This window comes from Streptomyces sp. NPDC001717 (assembly GCF_042892775.1).
In the GTDB taxonomy this organism is placed as follows: Bacteria; Actinomycetota; Actinomycetes; order Streptomycetales; family Streptomycetaceae; genus Streptomyces.
On record NZ_JBIAUK010000033.1, the window covers coordinates 35346 to 51258 of the forward strand.

General features: G+C 71.9%; 13 protein-coding genes and 1 tRNA gene. 5 read left to right on the plus strand and 9 right to left on the minus strand.

From position 1 onward, the window contains the following. Positions 1 to 388 precede the first annotated feature (388 nt). The 4 genes from tmk (at position 389) to ACFYZL_RS34065 (ending at position 6844) form a co-directional block, all read left to right on the plus strand. On the plus strand, positions 389 to 3634 hold the full coding sequence (gene tmk, locus ACFYZL_RS34050) for a dTMP kinase (RefSeq protein WP_388684382.1): 3246 nt from the start codon (positions 389 to 391) through the stop codon (positions 3632 to 3634). Between the two features lie 87 nt (positions 3635 to 3721). Beyond that, positions 3722 to 4933, plus strand: coding sequence for a DNA polymerase III subunit delta' (locus tag ACFYZL_RS34055; protein WP_388684384.1), 1212 nt, complete (start codon positions 3722 to 3724; stop codon positions 4931 to 4933). A 162-nt stretch (positions 4934 to 5095) separates the two neighbouring features. Beyond that, the gene (locus ACFYZL_RS34060) at positions 5096 to 6655 is read left to right on the plus strand and encodes an alpha/beta hydrolase (RefSeq protein ID WP_384749089.1); all 1560 of its coding nucleotides are present in this window, start codon (positions 5096 to 5098) and stop codon (positions 6653 to 6655) included. Positions 6656 to 6767: 112 nt separating this feature from the next. Next, positions 6768 to 6844, plus strand: a tRNA-Thr gene (locus ACFYZL_RS34065). Between the two features lie 149 nt (positions 6845 to 6993). Here the strand turns inward: ACFYZL_RS34065 and ACFYZL_RS34070 are convergent. Then, positions 6994 to 7191, minus strand: a complete 198-nt coding sequence (locus tag ACFYZL_RS34070) for a hypothetical protein (RefSeq protein WP_388684387.1) — start codon at positions 7189 to 7191, stop codon at positions 6994 to 6996. Between the two features lie 10 nt (positions 7192 to 7201). After that, on the minus strand, positions 7202 to 8053 hold the full coding sequence (locus tag ACFYZL_RS34075; RefSeq protein ID WP_388684390.1) for a helix-turn-helix domain-containing protein: 852 nt from the start codon (positions 8051 to 8053) through the stop codon (positions 7202 to 7204). 258 nt (positions 8054 to 8311) lie between these two features. On the opposite strand from ACFYZL_RS34075, the gene ACFYZL_RS34080 reads away from it, so the two are divergent. After that, complete coding sequence (locus ACFYZL_RS34080) at positions 8312 to 8806, plus strand: ATP-binding protein (protein ID WP_388684392.1); 495 nt, start codon at positions 8312 to 8314, stop codon at positions 8804 to 8806. Between the two features lie 6 nt (positions 8807 to 8812). Here ACFYZL_RS34080 and ACFYZL_RS34085 read toward each other — a convergent pair whose 3' ends face one another. From ACFYZL_RS34085 to ACFYZL_RS34115, 7 genes are all read right to left on the minus strand, one after another. After that, positions 8813 to 9364 carry a hypothetical protein gene (locus tag ACFYZL_RS34085; protein ID WP_388684395.1) on the minus strand — a complete coding sequence of 184 codons (552 nt, stop codon included), beginning with the start codon at positions 9362 to 9364 and terminating at the stop codon, positions 8813 to 8815. A 293-nt stretch (positions 9365 to 9657) separates the two neighbouring features. Beyond that, entirely contained in the window at positions 9658 to 10302 is a 645-nt protein-coding gene (locus tag ACFYZL_RS34090) for a hypothetical protein (protein WP_388684398.1), read from the minus strand. Between the two features lie 22 nt (positions 10303 to 10324). Beyond that, positions 10325 to 11182, minus strand: a complete 858-nt coding sequence (locus ACFYZL_RS34095) for an immunity 49 family protein (protein ID WP_388684400.1) — start codon at positions 11180 to 11182, stop codon at positions 10325 to 10327. Between the two features lie 238 nt (positions 11183 to 11420). Beyond that, positions 11421 to 12275 carry an immunity 49 family protein gene (locus ACFYZL_RS34100; RefSeq protein WP_388684403.1) on the minus strand — a complete coding sequence of 285 codons (855 nt, stop codon included), beginning with the start codon at positions 12273 to 12275 and terminating at the stop codon, positions 11421 to 11423. Positions 12276 to 12292: 17 nt separating this feature from the next. Beyond that, the gene (locus tag ACFYZL_RS34105; RefSeq protein WP_388684406.1) at positions 12293 to 15121 is read right to left on the minus strand and encodes a hypothetical protein; all 2829 of its coding nucleotides are present in this window, start codon (positions 15119 to 15121) and stop codon (positions 12293 to 12295) included. Beyond that, positions 15118 to 15531 carry a DUF6507 family protein gene (locus tag ACFYZL_RS34110; RefSeq protein ID WP_384588253.1) on the minus strand — a complete coding sequence of 138 codons (414 nt, stop codon included), beginning with the start codon at positions 15529 to 15531 and terminating at the stop codon, positions 15118 to 15120. The genes ACFYZL_RS34105 and ACFYZL_RS34110 overlap by 4 nt, the downstream gene beginning before the upstream one ends. Before the next feature lie 70 nt (positions 15532 to 15601). Next, complete coding sequence (locus tag ACFYZL_RS34115) at positions 15602 to 15913, minus strand: pore-forming ESAT-6 family protein (protein WP_384749121.1); 312 nt, start codon at positions 15911 to 15913, stop codon at positions 15602 to 15604.

The following is a 15913-nucleotide window of genomic DNA, read 5'->3' on the forward strand; positions in this document are numbered from 1 at the left end:
CGGCCGCCGGCGGTGGCTCACTTGAGGCAGGGCCCCGTGCGATCCGCACGGGGCCCTGCCGCCTTTCCGCTTCGCCGGTGTTTGAGGCGCGGGGGACCTTTCCAGCCTCGCCGGCGTTTGAGGCGCGGGGTCTGGGGCGGAGCCCCAGGAGGGATCCGGGCGGAGCCCGGGGAACGGTGGAAGGTCGGGTAGGGGACGGCTCCGCGCAGCGGCACCCCACGGGGGCGCCCCACCGCACACCCGACCCCGACGGCAGCCGCCCCGGGGCCAGGAAGCCGACACCCGTGAGGGCAGCACGGCAGCCGGTGCCCGGAGGTGGGTGCGGGGTCACACCGGACCTTGTCCACAGGCCTCCGCAGCGGCCAAGCGCAGCGGATAGGCTGGGCGGATGACGCGAGCCGAGCAGCCAACGGTCGTGACCGCCGACGCGAACCCCACCTACGACGAAGCCCTGGCCGCGGATTCCCGCGAGCGAGCGGTGCGCGCACTGCTGCGCACCCCCAGGCTGCGCCGGCTGTGGAGCGCCCAGCTGGTGAGCGGCATCGGTGACGCACTGGCGTTGCTGGTGCTGGTGCTGCTGGCCCTCCAGGCGGCCGTGCAGGAAGGTGCCTTCGGCGACGGGTACCGGGGCGCCGCCCTCGCCGTCGCCGCCGTCTTCGGCGTGCGGATCCTCGCCACCCTGCTCTTCGGCGCGGTCCTCCTCGGCCCGCTCTCCGCGCTCGTCGCCCCCGGCGGCAAGCTGGACCGCCGCTGGACGATGATCGGCGCGGACGGCGTGCGGCTCGCGCTCTTCGTCGTCGCCCCGCTGTGGCTCGACTGGATCCCGGCGCAGGCGCTCACCGCGCTGCTGGCCACGGTCTTCGTCTCCGGTGCCGCCGAACGGTTGTGGGGCCTGGCCAAGGACAGCGCCGCCCCCGCCCTGCTGCCCGCGCCGCCGCCGGAGGGGGCGACCGTACGGCCGCTCCCGGACCACCTCGAGGCACTGCGGCGCCTGACCCTGCGTACGGCCTTCGCGGCGCTCCCCGCCGCCGCGGCCGTGCTGCTCGCCGCGACCCTGGTCGGCGAGGCCCTCGGCCTCGGCGTGGACTGGTTCGCCGAGAACCAGGCCGCGCTCGGCTCGTACGTGGCCTCCGGCCTCTTCGCGGCGTCGGTCTCGCTGCTGCTCCCGCTGGTGCTGCCCGACACGAAGACCCCGCGGCCGCGGTCCCCGCTGGAGGGTCTGCGCACGCCCAAGGCGGGGGACCGCCCGGAGAAGGGGCGTACGGGAGCGATCCCGCTGCTCGTCCTGGCCTCGGCCGCCGTCGCCGGAGCGGTGTCCTGCGCCGCCGCGGTCGCCGTGCTGCACGCCTTCGACCTGGGCGGTGGCCCGGCCGGCTTCGCGCTGCTGGTGCTCGCGCTGCTCGGCGGCACCGCCGCCGGGATCCGCGCCACCCAGGCCGGCAAGGTGCTGCCCGCGCTGTCCCGCCGTCGCCTGCTGGCCCTCGCCATAGCGGTGACCGGGCTCGCGCTGCTGCTGACCGGGCTCGTCCCGGACACCGCGACCGTGGTCTTCCTGTCGCTGCTCGCCGGCCTCGCCGCGGGCGTCGCCGCCAACACCGGGCACACGCTGCTGGACCAGGAGACCGAGGAGTTCCGCCGGGCCCGGCTCACCGAGCACCTCCAGGCGGTCGTACGGGTGGCCGTGGCCCTCGGCGCCGTCCTGGCCCCGGCGCTGGCCGCGGTGATCGGCCCGCACCGGCTCACCGCCGGTGAGATCGTCTTCGCGCACGGCGGGGCCGCCTTCACCCTGATGCTGGTCGGGGCCCTGCTGCTGCCCGTCGCCGTGGTCGTGCTCACCAAGGCCGACGACCGCAGCGGAGTGCCCCTGCGCCGCGACCTGCGCGAGGCGCTGCGCGGCGGGGAGCCCGTACAGGCCGCGTCCGCCACCGGCTTCTTCATCGCCCTGGAGGGCGGCGACGGGGCCGGCAAGTCCACCCAGGTGGAGGCGCTGGCCGACTGGATACGGGGCAAGGGCCACGAGGTCGTGGTGACCCGCGAGCCGGGGGCCACCCCCGTCGGCAAGCGACTGCGTTCGATCCTGCTGGACGTCTCCTCGGCCGGGCTGTCGAACCGCGCCGAGGCGCTGCTGTACGCCGCCGACCGCGCGGAACACGTGGACACCGTCGTGCGTCCCGCCCTGGAGCGCGGCGCCGTCGTCATCACGGACCGCTACATCGACTCCTCGGTGGCCTACCAGGGCGCCGGGCGCGACCTGTCGCCGACGGAGATCGCCCGGATCTCGCGCTGGGCCACCGGCGGGCTGGTCCCGAACCTGACCGTGCTGCTGGACGTGTCGCCGGAGACGGCGCGGGAACGGTTCACGGAGGCGCCGGACCGGCTGGAGTCGGAGCCGGCCGAGTTCCACCAGCGGGTGCGGGCCGGGTTCCTGACGCTCGCCGCGGCCGACCCCGGGCGCTACCTGGTGGTGGACGCGGGCCAGGACCCCGCCTCGGTGACCACCGTCGTGCGCCACCGCCTGGACCGGATGCTTCCGCTCTCGGAGGCCGAGGTGGCGGCCCAGGCAGAGGCCCGGCGCCTCGCCGAGGAGGAGGCCCGCCGCAAGGCCGAGGAAGAGGCCGCGCGCAAGGCGGAGGAAGCCCGACTGAAGGCCGAGGAGGAGGCCAGGCTCGCCCGCGAGGCCGAGGAGGCCCGGATCAAGGCCGAGGCCGAGGCCGCCCGCAAGGCGGAGGAGGAGCGGCTGCGCGCCGAGGAGGAGGCCCGTGCCCGGGCCGAGGCCGAGCGCCTGCGCATGGAGGCCGAGGAGAAGGCCCGTGCCGCGGAGGCCGAGCGGCTGCGGAAGCAGGCCGAGGAGGAGGCCCGGCTGCGGGCCGAGGCCGAGGAGCGCCGGCTGGAGAAGCAGCGGCGGGCCGAAGAGGCCCTGCTGAAGGCGGAGGAGGCCCGCAGGCTGGCCGAAGCGGCGAAGGCCGCGGCCGCGGCCAAGGCGGCTGCTGCTGCCGCTGCGGCGGCCCCGCCCGTGCCGGCGACCCCCACGACTCCCGAGGCCCCTGCGACTCCCGAGGCCCCCATGGCTCCCGAGGCGCCCGCGGCCCCCGCGCCCAAGGTCGGCATGACCAAGGACCCGCACCCGGACGACGCCGTGACGGTCGAGACCCCGATGGTCCAGCCGGACAGGCGGGTCATGCGGCCCGACGACGTGACGCAGACGGTGCCGGTGCCGAAGGTCGACCCCTCGGCCCCCGCTCCCGCGGACGCGGCGGAGACCGCGGTGCTGCCGCCGGTCCGGGCCACCGACGAGACGGCCGTGCTGCCGCCCGTACGTCCCTCCGGCGCGGCCACCCCGCCGCAGGCCGAGCGGGCCAAGGGCGGCGCGGCGGCCCACTCCGCCACGCGTCCGACGGCCCAGCGCCCCGAGCAGAACCCGGCCGACCGGGTGCCGCCGGGCATCTTCCGGGATTCGGCGAACGACCGGACGCGGGAGATCCCCGTACTCGACGACGCCGGCCGCCCGCGCCGGCCGCGCCCCGACTGGGCCGAGGAGACCCCGCTGGACGATCTGCCGACGCTCGCGGACGAACTGCTCGGCCCGCACCGGGACGACGACGAGGACGGCCGCGGCCCGGGCCGCCGCCGCTGACCCGGGCCGTCCCCGGGCGGGGCCGGATTGTCAGTGCCGCGCGCCACAATGGGTGCACGGAGAGTGAAGTGAAAGGTGGTGGGCGGGATGCCCGTATGGGACGACCTGGTGGGACAGGAGCGGGTCCGGGCACAGCTCACCGCCGCCGCCCGTGACGCCGACGCCCTGGTCACGGCCGCCGCCGAGGGGACAGCGCCGCCGGCGGCCTCCAAGATGACCCACGCCTGGCTGTTCACCGGGCCGCCCGGATCGGGGCGGGCCACCGCCGCCCGGGCCTTCGCGGCGGCCCTGCAGTGCACCAGCCCGGACCGCGCCCTCGGCGGCGAACCGGGCTGCGGGTTCTGCGACGGCTGCCACACCACGATGGTCGGCACGCACGCCGACGTCTCCACCGTCGTCGCGGTCGGCAGCCAGATCCTCGTCGACGCCATGCGCGACACCGTCCGCAAGTCCTACACGTCCCCGGCCACGGGCCGCTGGCAGGTCATCCTGGTCGAGGACGCCGAGCGGCTGAACGAGAAGTCCGCCAACGCGGTCCTCAAGGCGGTGGAGGAGCCCGCTCCCCGCACGGTCTGGCTGCTGTGCTCGCCCTCCGTGGAGGACGTGCTGCCCACCATCCGATCCCGCTGCCGCCACCTCAACCTCAGCACCCCCTCGGTCGCCGCCGTCGCCGACGTGCTGGTGCGACGGGACGGCATCGAGCCGCCGGTGGCCCTGGCCGCCGCCCGGGCCACCCAGGGGCACGTGGACCGGGCCCGCCGGCTCGCCACCGACGAGGGGGCCCGGGCGCGCAGGGCGACGGTCCTGAAGCTCCCGCTCCGCGTGGACGACGTCGGCGCCTGCCTGAAGGCCGCCCAGGAGCTGGTGGACGCGGCCGCCGAGGACGCCAAGCTGGTGGCCGAGGAGGTCGACACCAAGGAGACCGAGGAGCTCCGGGCCGCCCTCGGCGCCGGCGCCGGGACCGGCGGACGCATGCCGCGCGGCACGGCCGGCGTCATGAAGGAGCTGGAGGACAACCAGAAGCGGCGCCGGACCCGCACCCAGCGCAACAGCCTCGACGTGGCCCTCTCCGACCTGACCGGCTTCTACCGCGACGTCCTGGCCCTCCAGCTGGGCTCCGACCTCGCCATCGCCAACGAGGACATACGGCAGGACCTGGAGCGCGTCGCCCGCGCCTCCGGCCCGGAGCGGACCCTGCGCCGGATCGAGGCGATCATCGCCTGCGGGGAGGCCCTCGACCGGAACGTGGCCCCGCTCCTCGCGGTCGAGGCGATGACGATGGCCCTGCGCGCGGGCTGACCGGAGGCGGTTGACCGGCCGGCTCACCCTTACGGGCGGACCGGTCGCCCGGGACGGGAGCGGCCCGGTCCGTGTCCTGCCAGGTGCGGGCCACGGAAGGCGCGCGGCCGTCCGGGGCAGGGACCCCCGGTGCCCAGGGCCGACAGGCCGTAGGCTCCTGGGATGGACACCAGTCGCCTGCTGCGTACGACCGGAACCGTGATCGCAGCCGCCGGGCTGCTCGTCTCCGGGTGCACCTCGGGCGGGTCGGGAGGACCGCGGGCCTCCGCGTCCTCCACGGGCCCCTCCGCAGCCCGCCCGTCCGTCGACGAGGCCGCGCTGCGCCCGTACTACGAGCAGAAGCTGAACTGGCGGGAGTGTGGCGTCCCCGGATTCCAGTGCGCCACCATGAAGGCCCCGCTGGACTACGCGAACGCCGGCGCGGGCCAGGACGTCGACATCGCGGTGGCCCGCCGCAAGGCCACCGGCCCGGGCAAGCGACTCGGCTCGCTGGTGGTCAACCCGGGCGGCCCGGGCGGCTCCGGCATCGGCTACCTCCAGGCGTACGCGGGCATCGGCTACCCCGCGCCGGTCCGCGCCCGGTACGACATGGTCTCCTTCGACCCGCGCGGGGTGGACCGCAGCAGCCCCGTCGAGTGCCTGACCGGTCCCGAAATGGACAAGTACACCCAGGTGGACCAGACGCCCGACACCCCGGCGGAGCGTGCCGCGCTGGTGACGGCCTTCAAGGAGTTCGCGGCGGGCTGCGAGAAGCGCTCGCAGCGGGTCCTGCCGCACGTCTCCACGGTGGAGGCCGCCCGGGACATGGACCTGCTGCGCGCGGTGCTCGGCGACGAGAAGCTCAATTACGTCGGGGCCTCGTACGGCACCTTCCTGGGGGCGACGTACGCGGACCTCTTCCCGGACCGGGTCGGGCGGCTGGTCCTGGACGGCGCGATGGACCCCTCCCGCAACGCGCTGGACCTCAATCGGGACCAGACGGCGGGCTTCGAGACGGCCTTCGTCTCCTTCGCCAAGGACTGCGCGAAGCAGCCGGACTGTCCCCTCGGCAAGGGTGACGAGGCGGCGATGGCGGAGCGCCTGAAGGAGTTCTTCCGCAAGGTCGACGCCCAACCGGCCCCCACCGGGGACCAGGCCCGCCCGCTGGGCGAGTCCCTCGCGACGACCGGGGTGATCGCGGCCCTGTACGACGAGAGCGCCTGGCCCCAGCTGCGGGAGTCCCTCACGGCCGCCATGAACGGCGACGGCACGGGCCTGCTGGCCCTCGCCGACAGCTACTACGAGCGCGAGCCGAACGGCAAGTACGCCAACCTGATGTTCGCGAACGCCGCCGTCAACTGTCTCGACCAGCCGGCGGCCTTCGACGGCCCGGAGGCCGTGGACGCCGCCCTCCCGTCCTTCGAGAAGGCCTCCCCTGTCTTCGGCGCCGGCCTGGCCTGGGCCTCCCTGAACTGCGGGTACTGGCCGGTGAAGGCCACGGGCACGGCGAAGCGGCTGGCGGCGAAGGGCGCCGCGCCGATCGTGGTCGTGGGCACCGTCCGCGACCCGGCGACCCCGTACAAGTGGGCGCAGGCCTTGGCGGAGCAGCTCGACTCGGGCACCCTCCTCACGTACGACGGCGACGGCCACACGGCGTACGGCCGCGGCAGCGACTGCATCGACACCGCGATCAACACGTACCTCCTGGAGGGCAAGGCCCCGGCGAACGGCAAAAAGTGCTGACCTGCCCCCACCCGGCAACAACCCGGTTCGGGGCACCCCTCCGGACCCTGTAGACTTGGCGCCGCTGCTGATGAGAGCCCCTCTCCGAGGGAACACTTGTCTAACCAGCGGTGCCGCCTTAGCTCAGTTGGCCAGAGCAACGCACTCGTAATGCGTAGGTCTCGGGTTCGAATCCCGAAGGCGGCTCCAGCGAAGCCCCGGGAATCACTCGCCGTGACCTGGGGCTTCTGCTTTTCCCGCCGGTGCTGACTGCCGGCCAGGCGTCCACCCGGAGGGCGTCCGCCTGCGCGCGATCCGTACCCGGCAGGCCCGGCAGGCCCGGCGGGCGAGGCCGTGCCCTATTCGGCCAGGAGATGGTCGGCCTTGCCGCCCTTGATGTCCCGGATCAGCTGTCGGAGGGCGTCGGCGGTGTCGGTGAGGTAGGTGTCCTCGCGGCCGGCGATGGCGATGTAGCTGTTGCCGTTGTCGTCGACGCCGATCCGGTAGCAGGCGCTCCCCTCGGCGCAGTACGGCTCTTCCCACGTGATGTCCGGCATGGCTGCTCCCTCAGAGTTCCTGCGCGATGGAGCGGATGAGGTCCCGCGTGCCCTGCGGAGACAGCGTGATCTTCTCCATCCAGTCCAGGTGTGCCCGGTACTTGTTCAACTGTGCCTCAGCGTGCACGTATTCGGGCCCGTGAGTGCTGTCGACCTGGACGGTGTCCAGCTGGGGGACGGGGCCTTCGGCGTAGGTCAGGGTCTGTCCCGAGCCGGGAAAGGCGCCTGCGCTGAACGGGATGGCGAGGATGGTGATGTGGTCCTGCTCGGACTGGGTCAGCAGGTGCTCCAGCTGCGCCTTTGCCACCCGTGCCCCGCCGAACTGCATCCGCAGGGCGGCTTCGTGCACGATGCCGGTGTACCTGGTCGGCTGGACGCCGCCGAGTACCTCCTGGCGCTCCATTCGGAACTCCAGTCGCAGTGCCAGCTCGTGCTCGGGAAGCTGTGGCACGGCAACGCCGAAGACGGCGAGGGCGTGGTCGAAGGTTTGGAGCAGCCCGGGGATGTGAACCGCGAGAGCTGTGCGCAGGTGTGGTGAGTGCGCCTCCAGCTCGGCGATGTCGAGCAGTTGGGCGGGCAAAGTGCCCCGGTACCGATCCCACCAGGCCCGCCGGCTGGGCTGGGCCATTGCCGCGAGGGCGTCGATGTACGCCTCGTCGGCGCAGTCGCAATTGCAGGCCAGAGTCCGCAGGCGGTCGGAGCTGATGGCGCGGTAGCCCTGCTCGATCTGCGAGAGGCGGGGCCGGTCGACTTTGAGGAGCCCGGCCGCGGTCTCAGCGGATACCCCGGCAGCCAGTCGCATCCGCTTCAGTTCCGCACCCAGCCGGCGCTGCCGCTCGGTCGGCGATGTCCTGGCCCCCATGACTTCCTCCCTCGGGCTGTGCGTTCGCAGTCTGCCCCGCTGAACGGCGCGGTGGCCACCGAGCAACGATTTTCGCGGCGGTGTAAAAATGTGCACCGGACGCGCTACATTAAGTAATGCACCGCTCACGCAGGGGAGTTGAAGTGCACCGCCGCAGCATGCCTAGGCCTCGGCGACGAGCCACGCTTCCCGCCGCCGCGTCAGCCACCCGTGCGCGTCGAACTCGCCGTAGTCACCTCAGACCTCAGGGAGTCCGCGATGTCCACATACCCGTTCACCGCCTGCCCCTCCTCCCCGCCCGCGCCCGCCGCAGGCGAACCCGCGCTCGACACGCTCACGTGCAGCCTGACCATCCCCGGGGAGCCGCTCAGCGGCCAGATCGCGCGGGCTGCCGTCCGCTCGGTCCTCCACGCCTACGACCTCGACCCGCTCGCGCCCGCCGCCGAACAGGTGACCGGGGAGCTGGTCGCGGCGGGCTGGCATTTGGACCCTGGCCGCGCCCTGTACCTGTCCGTCCGCTACCGGGACGACGCCCTGCGCCTCACCGTCTACGACGGCCACGCGCCCCACGCCCACCCCCGCCTCGCCGCCCACTGCGAGGCCCGCCGTCGGGCCGCCCTGAGGGTCATGGGCGCGGTGGTCCGGGAGTGCGGCGGGGCCTGGGGTTTCGGCGAGTCCCGCGAGCCGGGCGGCGGGACCAGGACCTGGGCGAACCTGCCCCGGCGCGGGGCGGCCGGCTACCTCCGCGCCTGAACGGGCCTACGCGTGGGTGATGATGTTGGTGATGACCCAGCCCACCCATATCACCGGTGCGATCGCGAGGTACGCCATCGGGCGCCGGAGGACCGGCTTTCCCTCATCGAGAGGGGTGGCACCCGGCATGGCCGGGCCCGGCGCCGGCAGAGCGGCGACCTTGCGGCTGACGACGAGGTTCCAGATCAGCGTGAACGGGCTGAAGAACACCAGGGAGAACGGGGACCACCAGCCCAGTCCCAGCGTGTTGGTCGTCATCTGGCGGACGACGGACGTACCGCAGGACTTGCAGAACGGCCCCTCGACCTTGTGGAAGCGCATCACGATCAGAAAGCCCGCGTGGGAGCGGACGGTCATCGGGGCGGCGGGCTGCGCACCGCAGCTGCGGCAGAACGGGGTGCCGGGCTGCGGCTGCCATGCGGGAGCGCCGGGGTGGGCGGGTGCCTGCATCCCGGCCGTGGCACCGTACGACGGGTTGGGCTGGGCGTAGGGGTTCGGCTGGGCGTACGGGTTGGACTGGGCGTACGGGTTGGGCTGCGGTGCGGGTGGAGTGGACATGGGGAAGCCTCCCAAGGGCTGGTCGGGATAGAGAAAGGCATGGCGGACGGGGGACTTGTCCGTGCGCTCTGCTCGCTGAAGAGCAAAAGGTACTGCGGGGGCGGATGTTGTCCCACTTTGGGGGCTGGGCCGCGGCCGGGTCGGTCGCGGGCCCGGTGAACGGGCGTGGAGCTCGCTCATGGGGAGCGCGTCGGTATGCGGGGTGGGAGAAGCACGGCACGAAGGACTCGTCCCGTAGGGGGTGTACAGCCGTGGCCTGCGCGGCCACGGTTTCGTTCTCCTCCTGCCGCCGCCTAGCCGTAGGCGGTATCGGTCAGGTCCGGCCCCCGCCCGTCGATGAGGTCGGGAGCCCGGAGGCCGTAGCCCTCGGCCCGGCCGTAGTACGTCGGCTCGCCGGGCTGCGCCTCGACCCCGAGGAGCTGGTCGAGTTCCCGCAGGGCCGTCGCGAGCCGTGGCGCGTTGTTGGCGTGGATGGCCGGGTGCGGGTCGCCAAGGAAATCGCACTGGCCCCATACGTCGTGGTACACGGACAGTTCCGCCGAGGGGCCGATCTCGTCCGGTGACACCATGAGTTCGACCAGGCGGTACTCGGTGTGGCGTGTTCCGTTCGCGTCGAACCAGGCGCCGGAACCCAGTACGAGGATTCCGCCCATCTCCGCCTGTGGGTGTCCGGCCGGTTGGCAGGCACGGAGGTCACCGGGCAGTGCCGGATCATCGAGCGAACGCCTGACGAGGTCCAGGCGGCTGTGGATGCCGAGGCCGCCCTCGCCGATCCGGAACCAGTGCCACTCAAGGGAGGACGGCTCCAGCAGGGCGTGCTTCCGAAGCACCGCACCCATGCGCGCCGCGGTCGCGAGCGCGGACTCCAGGCCGGGCTCCGCCACGTCGTCCAGGTCCCAGAACCACGAGCCGCACTCCTTCGGCGCGCGCATCAGCATCGACACGACTTCCTTACGTCCCTCACGTGTCGAACTCACCCAGCCACGACCGGTCGAGGAGGCGGAGGGGCAGGTAGTCGGACTCGACCTCGATCTCCAGGCCGGCGTCGTACGCGAGGCAGGCGATGGCCAGTGGGCCCAAGGCGAGGAAGCCCGCGATGTCGCCGGCGCGTTCCGGGGCGCTCCAGTAGGCCCTGTGGAGCTCCAGGGCTTCCGCGAGGGCCCGGTTGAAGCCGTCCTCGTCCTTGCGCAGGAACTGGTGGAAGAGGTTGATCGGCGGGTAGAGGACGCACTGGAGCAGGTCGCGCGGCGCGTTCGTGGCGATGTCCGGGTGGGACTGCTCGATGGCGCGCGTCAGCTTCTCCAGCAGGCCCGGCTGCTCGTGCCAGTACGTCTGGAGGGCGTCGACCCAGTGGTGGACGTACGCGTCGTCGTCCTCGGCCCCGGATGCCCGCAGGAGACCGAGTGGGAGGCGGCACATCGCGTCCATGCGGGGCTGGTCCCGGCAGACGATCACGAACCAGAGCGTGGTCAGCCAATTGCCCGCATTCGCATGGGACTGCGGCCCGGTTGCCGAGATGGTCCGCATCTCGTGCGCGATGCGCGTTTCGAAGGACCCTTCGGTGACGGAGGCGGCGGCGAAGGCGGCCGTACCCACCTGCATGGCGCAGACGGTGGCATCCCAGGTGCCGAACCGGTTGGCCCTCGGGTTCAGCGCCTGGTGCACCTGCACTTGGAGGAGTGCCTCGTTCATCGCCCTGGCGATGATCGCGGGGGACGCGTCCAGGTTCCGGATGGTCGTCTCGAACTGCTCGGCCAAGCGCCCGGTGAGCTGCTCGTCGACCACGGGAACGGCGTGCCGCTCCACCGTCACCGTCACGGATCGCTCCTGTCAGTGGCCTCGAGGCCGCCGTCGTAGGCGAAGCAGGCCATGGCCGGCGGACCGATCGCCCACAGGCCTCTGACGGGGCGGCGCTCCAACCTGTCGATGTGCCCGGTCAGGTCCTCACGGAGTGACTCAGCCCAGCGCTCCTCGATTGCCCCAGGCGAGAAGTGTCGACTCACGGTGACGGTCATGGTTACGGAAGGCTTCTCCAGGTGGCTGACGTAGCGGGGTGTTACGCGTCGAACTCGCCGCGCCAGAGGAAGTCGAGGAGGGCCTCGGGGAGGTACTCGGACTGGACCTCGACCGGGAGGTTGTTGGCCTTGGCCAGGCAGGCGATGGCCAGCGGAGCGAGGGCCACGATGCCGTGGGTGTGTTCGGTGCGGTCCTCGTTGGCGGTCCAGTACTCCTTGTGCCAGGTGACCGCGTCGGCCAGGGCGTCGTTGAAGCCGGCGGCGTCGTTGCGGAGGTAGCGGTAGAACATCATGATCGGCGGATACTTGAGCTTGGTCATCTCCTCCGCGTCGATGACGCGGGCGTGCTCGGCCGCGCTCAGGTCCACGGCGCGCACCAGGTGGCTTTGCAGGTCGTCACGGCGGAGCCAGAAGCTCTGGAGGGTCTCCACCCAGGCGTAGGCGTACTCGTCCAGTGTGCCGCCGAAGTCGCGCAGGAAAGAGACCGGGATCCGGGCCAGCATGTCGAGGCGAGCTGCTTCACGGCAGATGACCGAGAGGTAGAAGGCGTTGAGCCAGGTGTTCGCGGTGAGGTAGGTCTGCGGTCCGGTGGTGGCGAGGTGGCGTTCCTCCTCGCGGATCTTGCAGGTGACCGTTTCCTGGTCGGTGGTGGAGGCGGCGAAGACGGCCGAGTGCACCTGCATGGCCAGCAGCCAGGACTCCCAGGTCTCCAGCATGCCGGCAGTGGGGTCCCCGACACAGCGGACGAGGGCGACGTTCAGCGACCTTATGAGCGCGCCCGACCTGGAGTTGTGCGAGGTCTCGATCTCTTCCAGCGAATAGGACAGCGACCCCTCCATGGAGGGAACCACTTCTGTCCACTCGTCCTTCTCGTATTCATGGCGCGGCACGATCACGAACACTGCCTCCTTTGTCAGATCTTGAAGAATTCGAGAACGGCTCCAGCGTACTTACCGCCACCGTCCGTGGCCTTCACCATGGCGTACTCCAGGTTCTTGCTGTCCAGGGCTTTGGTGAGCTCATCGGCAAGGGCCTCGTTCGTCCATACCTTGCCCGAGGCATCGGTCACCTTCAGCTTCGGCCGGGCCAGCATCTCGGCGATGATCGTCCGAAGGTACGGCTCGGTGCCCTGCTTCACCATGAAGCCTTCGGCCGGACCGACGCCCTTGCGCCAGAGGAGGCTGGACGAGGGCGCCTTCGCCTCGATGATCATCAGCTTGCCGTCCGGACGGCGGTACAGCTGGTCGAACATGTTGGCGCCGTTGGGCGTCTTCGGCAGCGGCTGCTCCACCGAGCCCGGGAACTTCTCCGGGACCACGTGCAGCCGCGCCGCGTCCTCGCCCAGGCGTTCCGAGAACGAGGTGTTGTTGGACGTGTTCTCACCCCACCGCGGGGTCATCCGAGCGTCGAAACGCTCCTGCGCCTTCGTCAGTTGGTCGAGCGTCTCGGCGGTGGGCGAGGCCTTGTGTGCCCGCTCGGCGTTGGCGAGATCCACGGAGGCCTTGCGGTCCCTGGCGACGTCGTCGAGATGGTCGATCGCGGGGTGGGCCTCGTCGCGGACGAACGGGTCACGGCCGAACTTGGTCTCGGAGCCGGCGGACGGCAGGCTGTTCTTGGAGATCCAGGCTCCGTCGCTGTCCTTCGCGAGGATCGGCAGCTCCACGCCGTCGATCTTGGTGTGGATGCTGTGACGGTGTCCATCCGACCGGTAGTACTGCTCGAACCAGGTCTTGTCGGGGTCGTTCGCCCTCTGCACGAACTCGTCCTGCTTGGCCTTGACCTCCTCGGGCGTCAGCTTCTCGCCGGTGGCCGGGTTCGTCGGCTGGCTGTCGTGACCGCCCGCGGGGGTCGTACCGTCGCCCGCGTGCGCCGCGCCGTCCACACCGCCCGCACCCGGGTTGTCCGGGAGGTGGCCTCCGCCGCCGCCGGACGGGTCGCTGCCGTGGCCGCCTGAGCCCGGGCCGTCCGGGTGGGTGCCGCCTCCGCCCGGGCCGTCCGGGGTGTGGGTGGTCGGGGTGTCCGGGTGGGTGCCGCCGCCGTGGGGGCCGTTGTTCAGGTCGTTGCGGGGCATGTGGTCCGGGGCGTGACCGCCCGGGGTGCCGTGGTCGCCCGCTCGGCCCGTGGGGGTGTTGTCGAAGCCGTGCGGGTTGCCGTGAGCGCCGTTGTCCAGAGGGTGGAGCGGGTGGGAGGTGTCGCTGCCCAGGCGGATGGCGTCGTCGCCGCCGCGCCCGCCTACGCCGACCAACTCGCGTTCCGGGACCCTGACCGTGGACGGGGAGTCGATCTTCGGGGCGTCGGTCTTCGGCACGCCCGCGCCCGCGCCGGGCTCCTTCGGGGAGTGCGTGCCGTCCTGGAGGAGGCTGCCGTCCTCCTTGTACAGGTTGCCCGCGCCGTCGACGTACTTCGCGTCCGCGTGTTCGAAGGGCAGCTTGACCGCGTCCGGGGGCAGGGTGGCGGTGCCTTCGGGGAGCTTGATGTTGCCGTCCGGGAGCTTGGTCGCGCCCTCCGGGATCGGTGCGCCGTCCGGGAGCTTGATCGCGCCGTCCGGGAGGTGGATGCTGCCCTCGGGGAGGGCGATGGCGTTGTCGATGTTGATGGTGGGGACTTCGACCTTGCCCATGCCCTTGAGGGCGGTCATGACGTCGCCGATCTTGGAGATGCCGGCGCCGGCGCCCTTGAAGACGTACGTCATGGGGTCGACGTAGTGGCCGACCTTGCCCGCCGCCGAGAGGGCCTTGGCGACCGCGCCGGCCTTGCCCGCGCCGGCGGCCGCGCTGCCCGAGCCGCCCGTGGCGATGGTGGTGATCACGTTGAAGGTGACGGCGCCCGCCGCGCGGCCCGGGTTGGAGCTCCACTGGTCCCAGGCGAGGAGGGCCTTGCCGGTCTCCTTCAGCGCGGTGCGTGAATCGCGCACCCAGGTGGGGAGCTTGTCGTCCGGGACGGCCATGAAGAGGGGGCCGGCGCCGGGTATGGAGATGATCGCGAGGCCGGTAGCGAGTTTGGCCAGGCCGGTCCAGGACTGCTTGAAGGTGTCCCAGCCCTGGAGGCCGACGAGGCCGCCGAGGCCCTTGAGGGTGCCCCAGACGCCGTCGACGAAGAAGCCCTTGGTGAACTCCCAGGCGTGTTCCCAGATCTGCCAGGCGGGGATGTCCTCCTCGACCGCCTCGCCCCAGGGCAGGGTCTTGGCCTGCTTCATGGCCTCGGCGTCGTAGCCGTACATGCCCTTGCCGTGGGAGCCGTCGTCCTTGGTGAGGGGGGTGCCGCCCACCAGGGCGACGATCTTGGCGTGGGCGGCGCGTTCGACGTCCTGGAACTGGGCCCAGACCTCGGCGATCTTGTTGCGGCGTTCGAGGTTCTCGTCGATCAGGTCGCCGTCGCGGTCCCAGTGCTCGTCGGACGCGACCTTGGTGCGGAAGGCCTCGGCTTCCTTCTTGAGCGAGTCGAGGCGTTTGGCGATGGGCTCCGCGTCGCGGGCGTAGGTGCCGAGGGCGCCCGCGATCGTGCACATGTCCGAGCTGAGCTTCAGGCCCAGGTCGGCGACGGGCTTCGTCGTCGCGAAGAGCTGGTCGGCTTCGGGTGCCTGGTAGAACGCCGACAGGCCGCCGAAGCTGCTGTGGACGTCGCTCGTGGCCGTCGAGATCGCGGCGCCGCCCGCCGAGATCGCTTTGACCTTCAGGTCGAGTTGCGCGAAGTCTCCGGTGAAGACGGGTACTTCGGCCGGATCTACCGGTGCCGCGGTCACTTCTGCTCCCCCGAGTGCTCGCGCAGGTACTGGAGGTTCACGGAGCGGGCGGCGTCCTGGGCTGCCTTCGCCTGGTCCAGGTCGCCTTCCAGGTACTCGTTGGTCGCCGTCGCGGCGCCGCGCATGCAGGCCTCGATGCGTTCCGTCATCGACTTGAGTTCCGGCTTCCGGCCGTTCAGGTACTCACCGAGGGCGGCCGCCACCGGGCCCATGGCGTTGCGCGCCTGGCCGGGGGCCAGCGGGCCGACGACCTTCGACTGGGAGCCCATGATCGCCGTGCCCGCGAACTGCGCCGCCAGCGACATGTCCGTCAGCAGGGCGTTCAAGGCCTTCTCCAGCTCGCCGGCGTGGTCGCCGACGGTCTTCAACTGACCCTGTACGCCTTGCGGCTTGATGTCCCATGACGTCATCGACGACCCACCCCCGTGTAACCCGCTGCCCTACTGCCCTGCCGTACTGCTGAAACGATTCGGCTGAGGCTCAGCCGATGTTGTCGACCGCGGCCTTCGCGCGCTGCAGCGTCTGCTGCGCCGTGCCGTCGTTCTTCTCCAGCGTCGTGTTCAGCAGGTGGATGATGTTCTTGACCTCCTGCGAGGCGTTCTTCCAGCGCTGTTCCTTGGCGTGGTAGTCGTCCGACACGCCGTCCGCCGCGAAGTCCGCCATCGCGGCCGCCACCTGCGCGTCGCGTTCGGCGATCAGCCGCTCCAGCTGTCCGATCACCGCTTTGATGTTGCCCTGGGCCTCCGTCGAGGCGCCCAGGTCGTACGAACGGCGGTCCTTGTCACCGGCCAT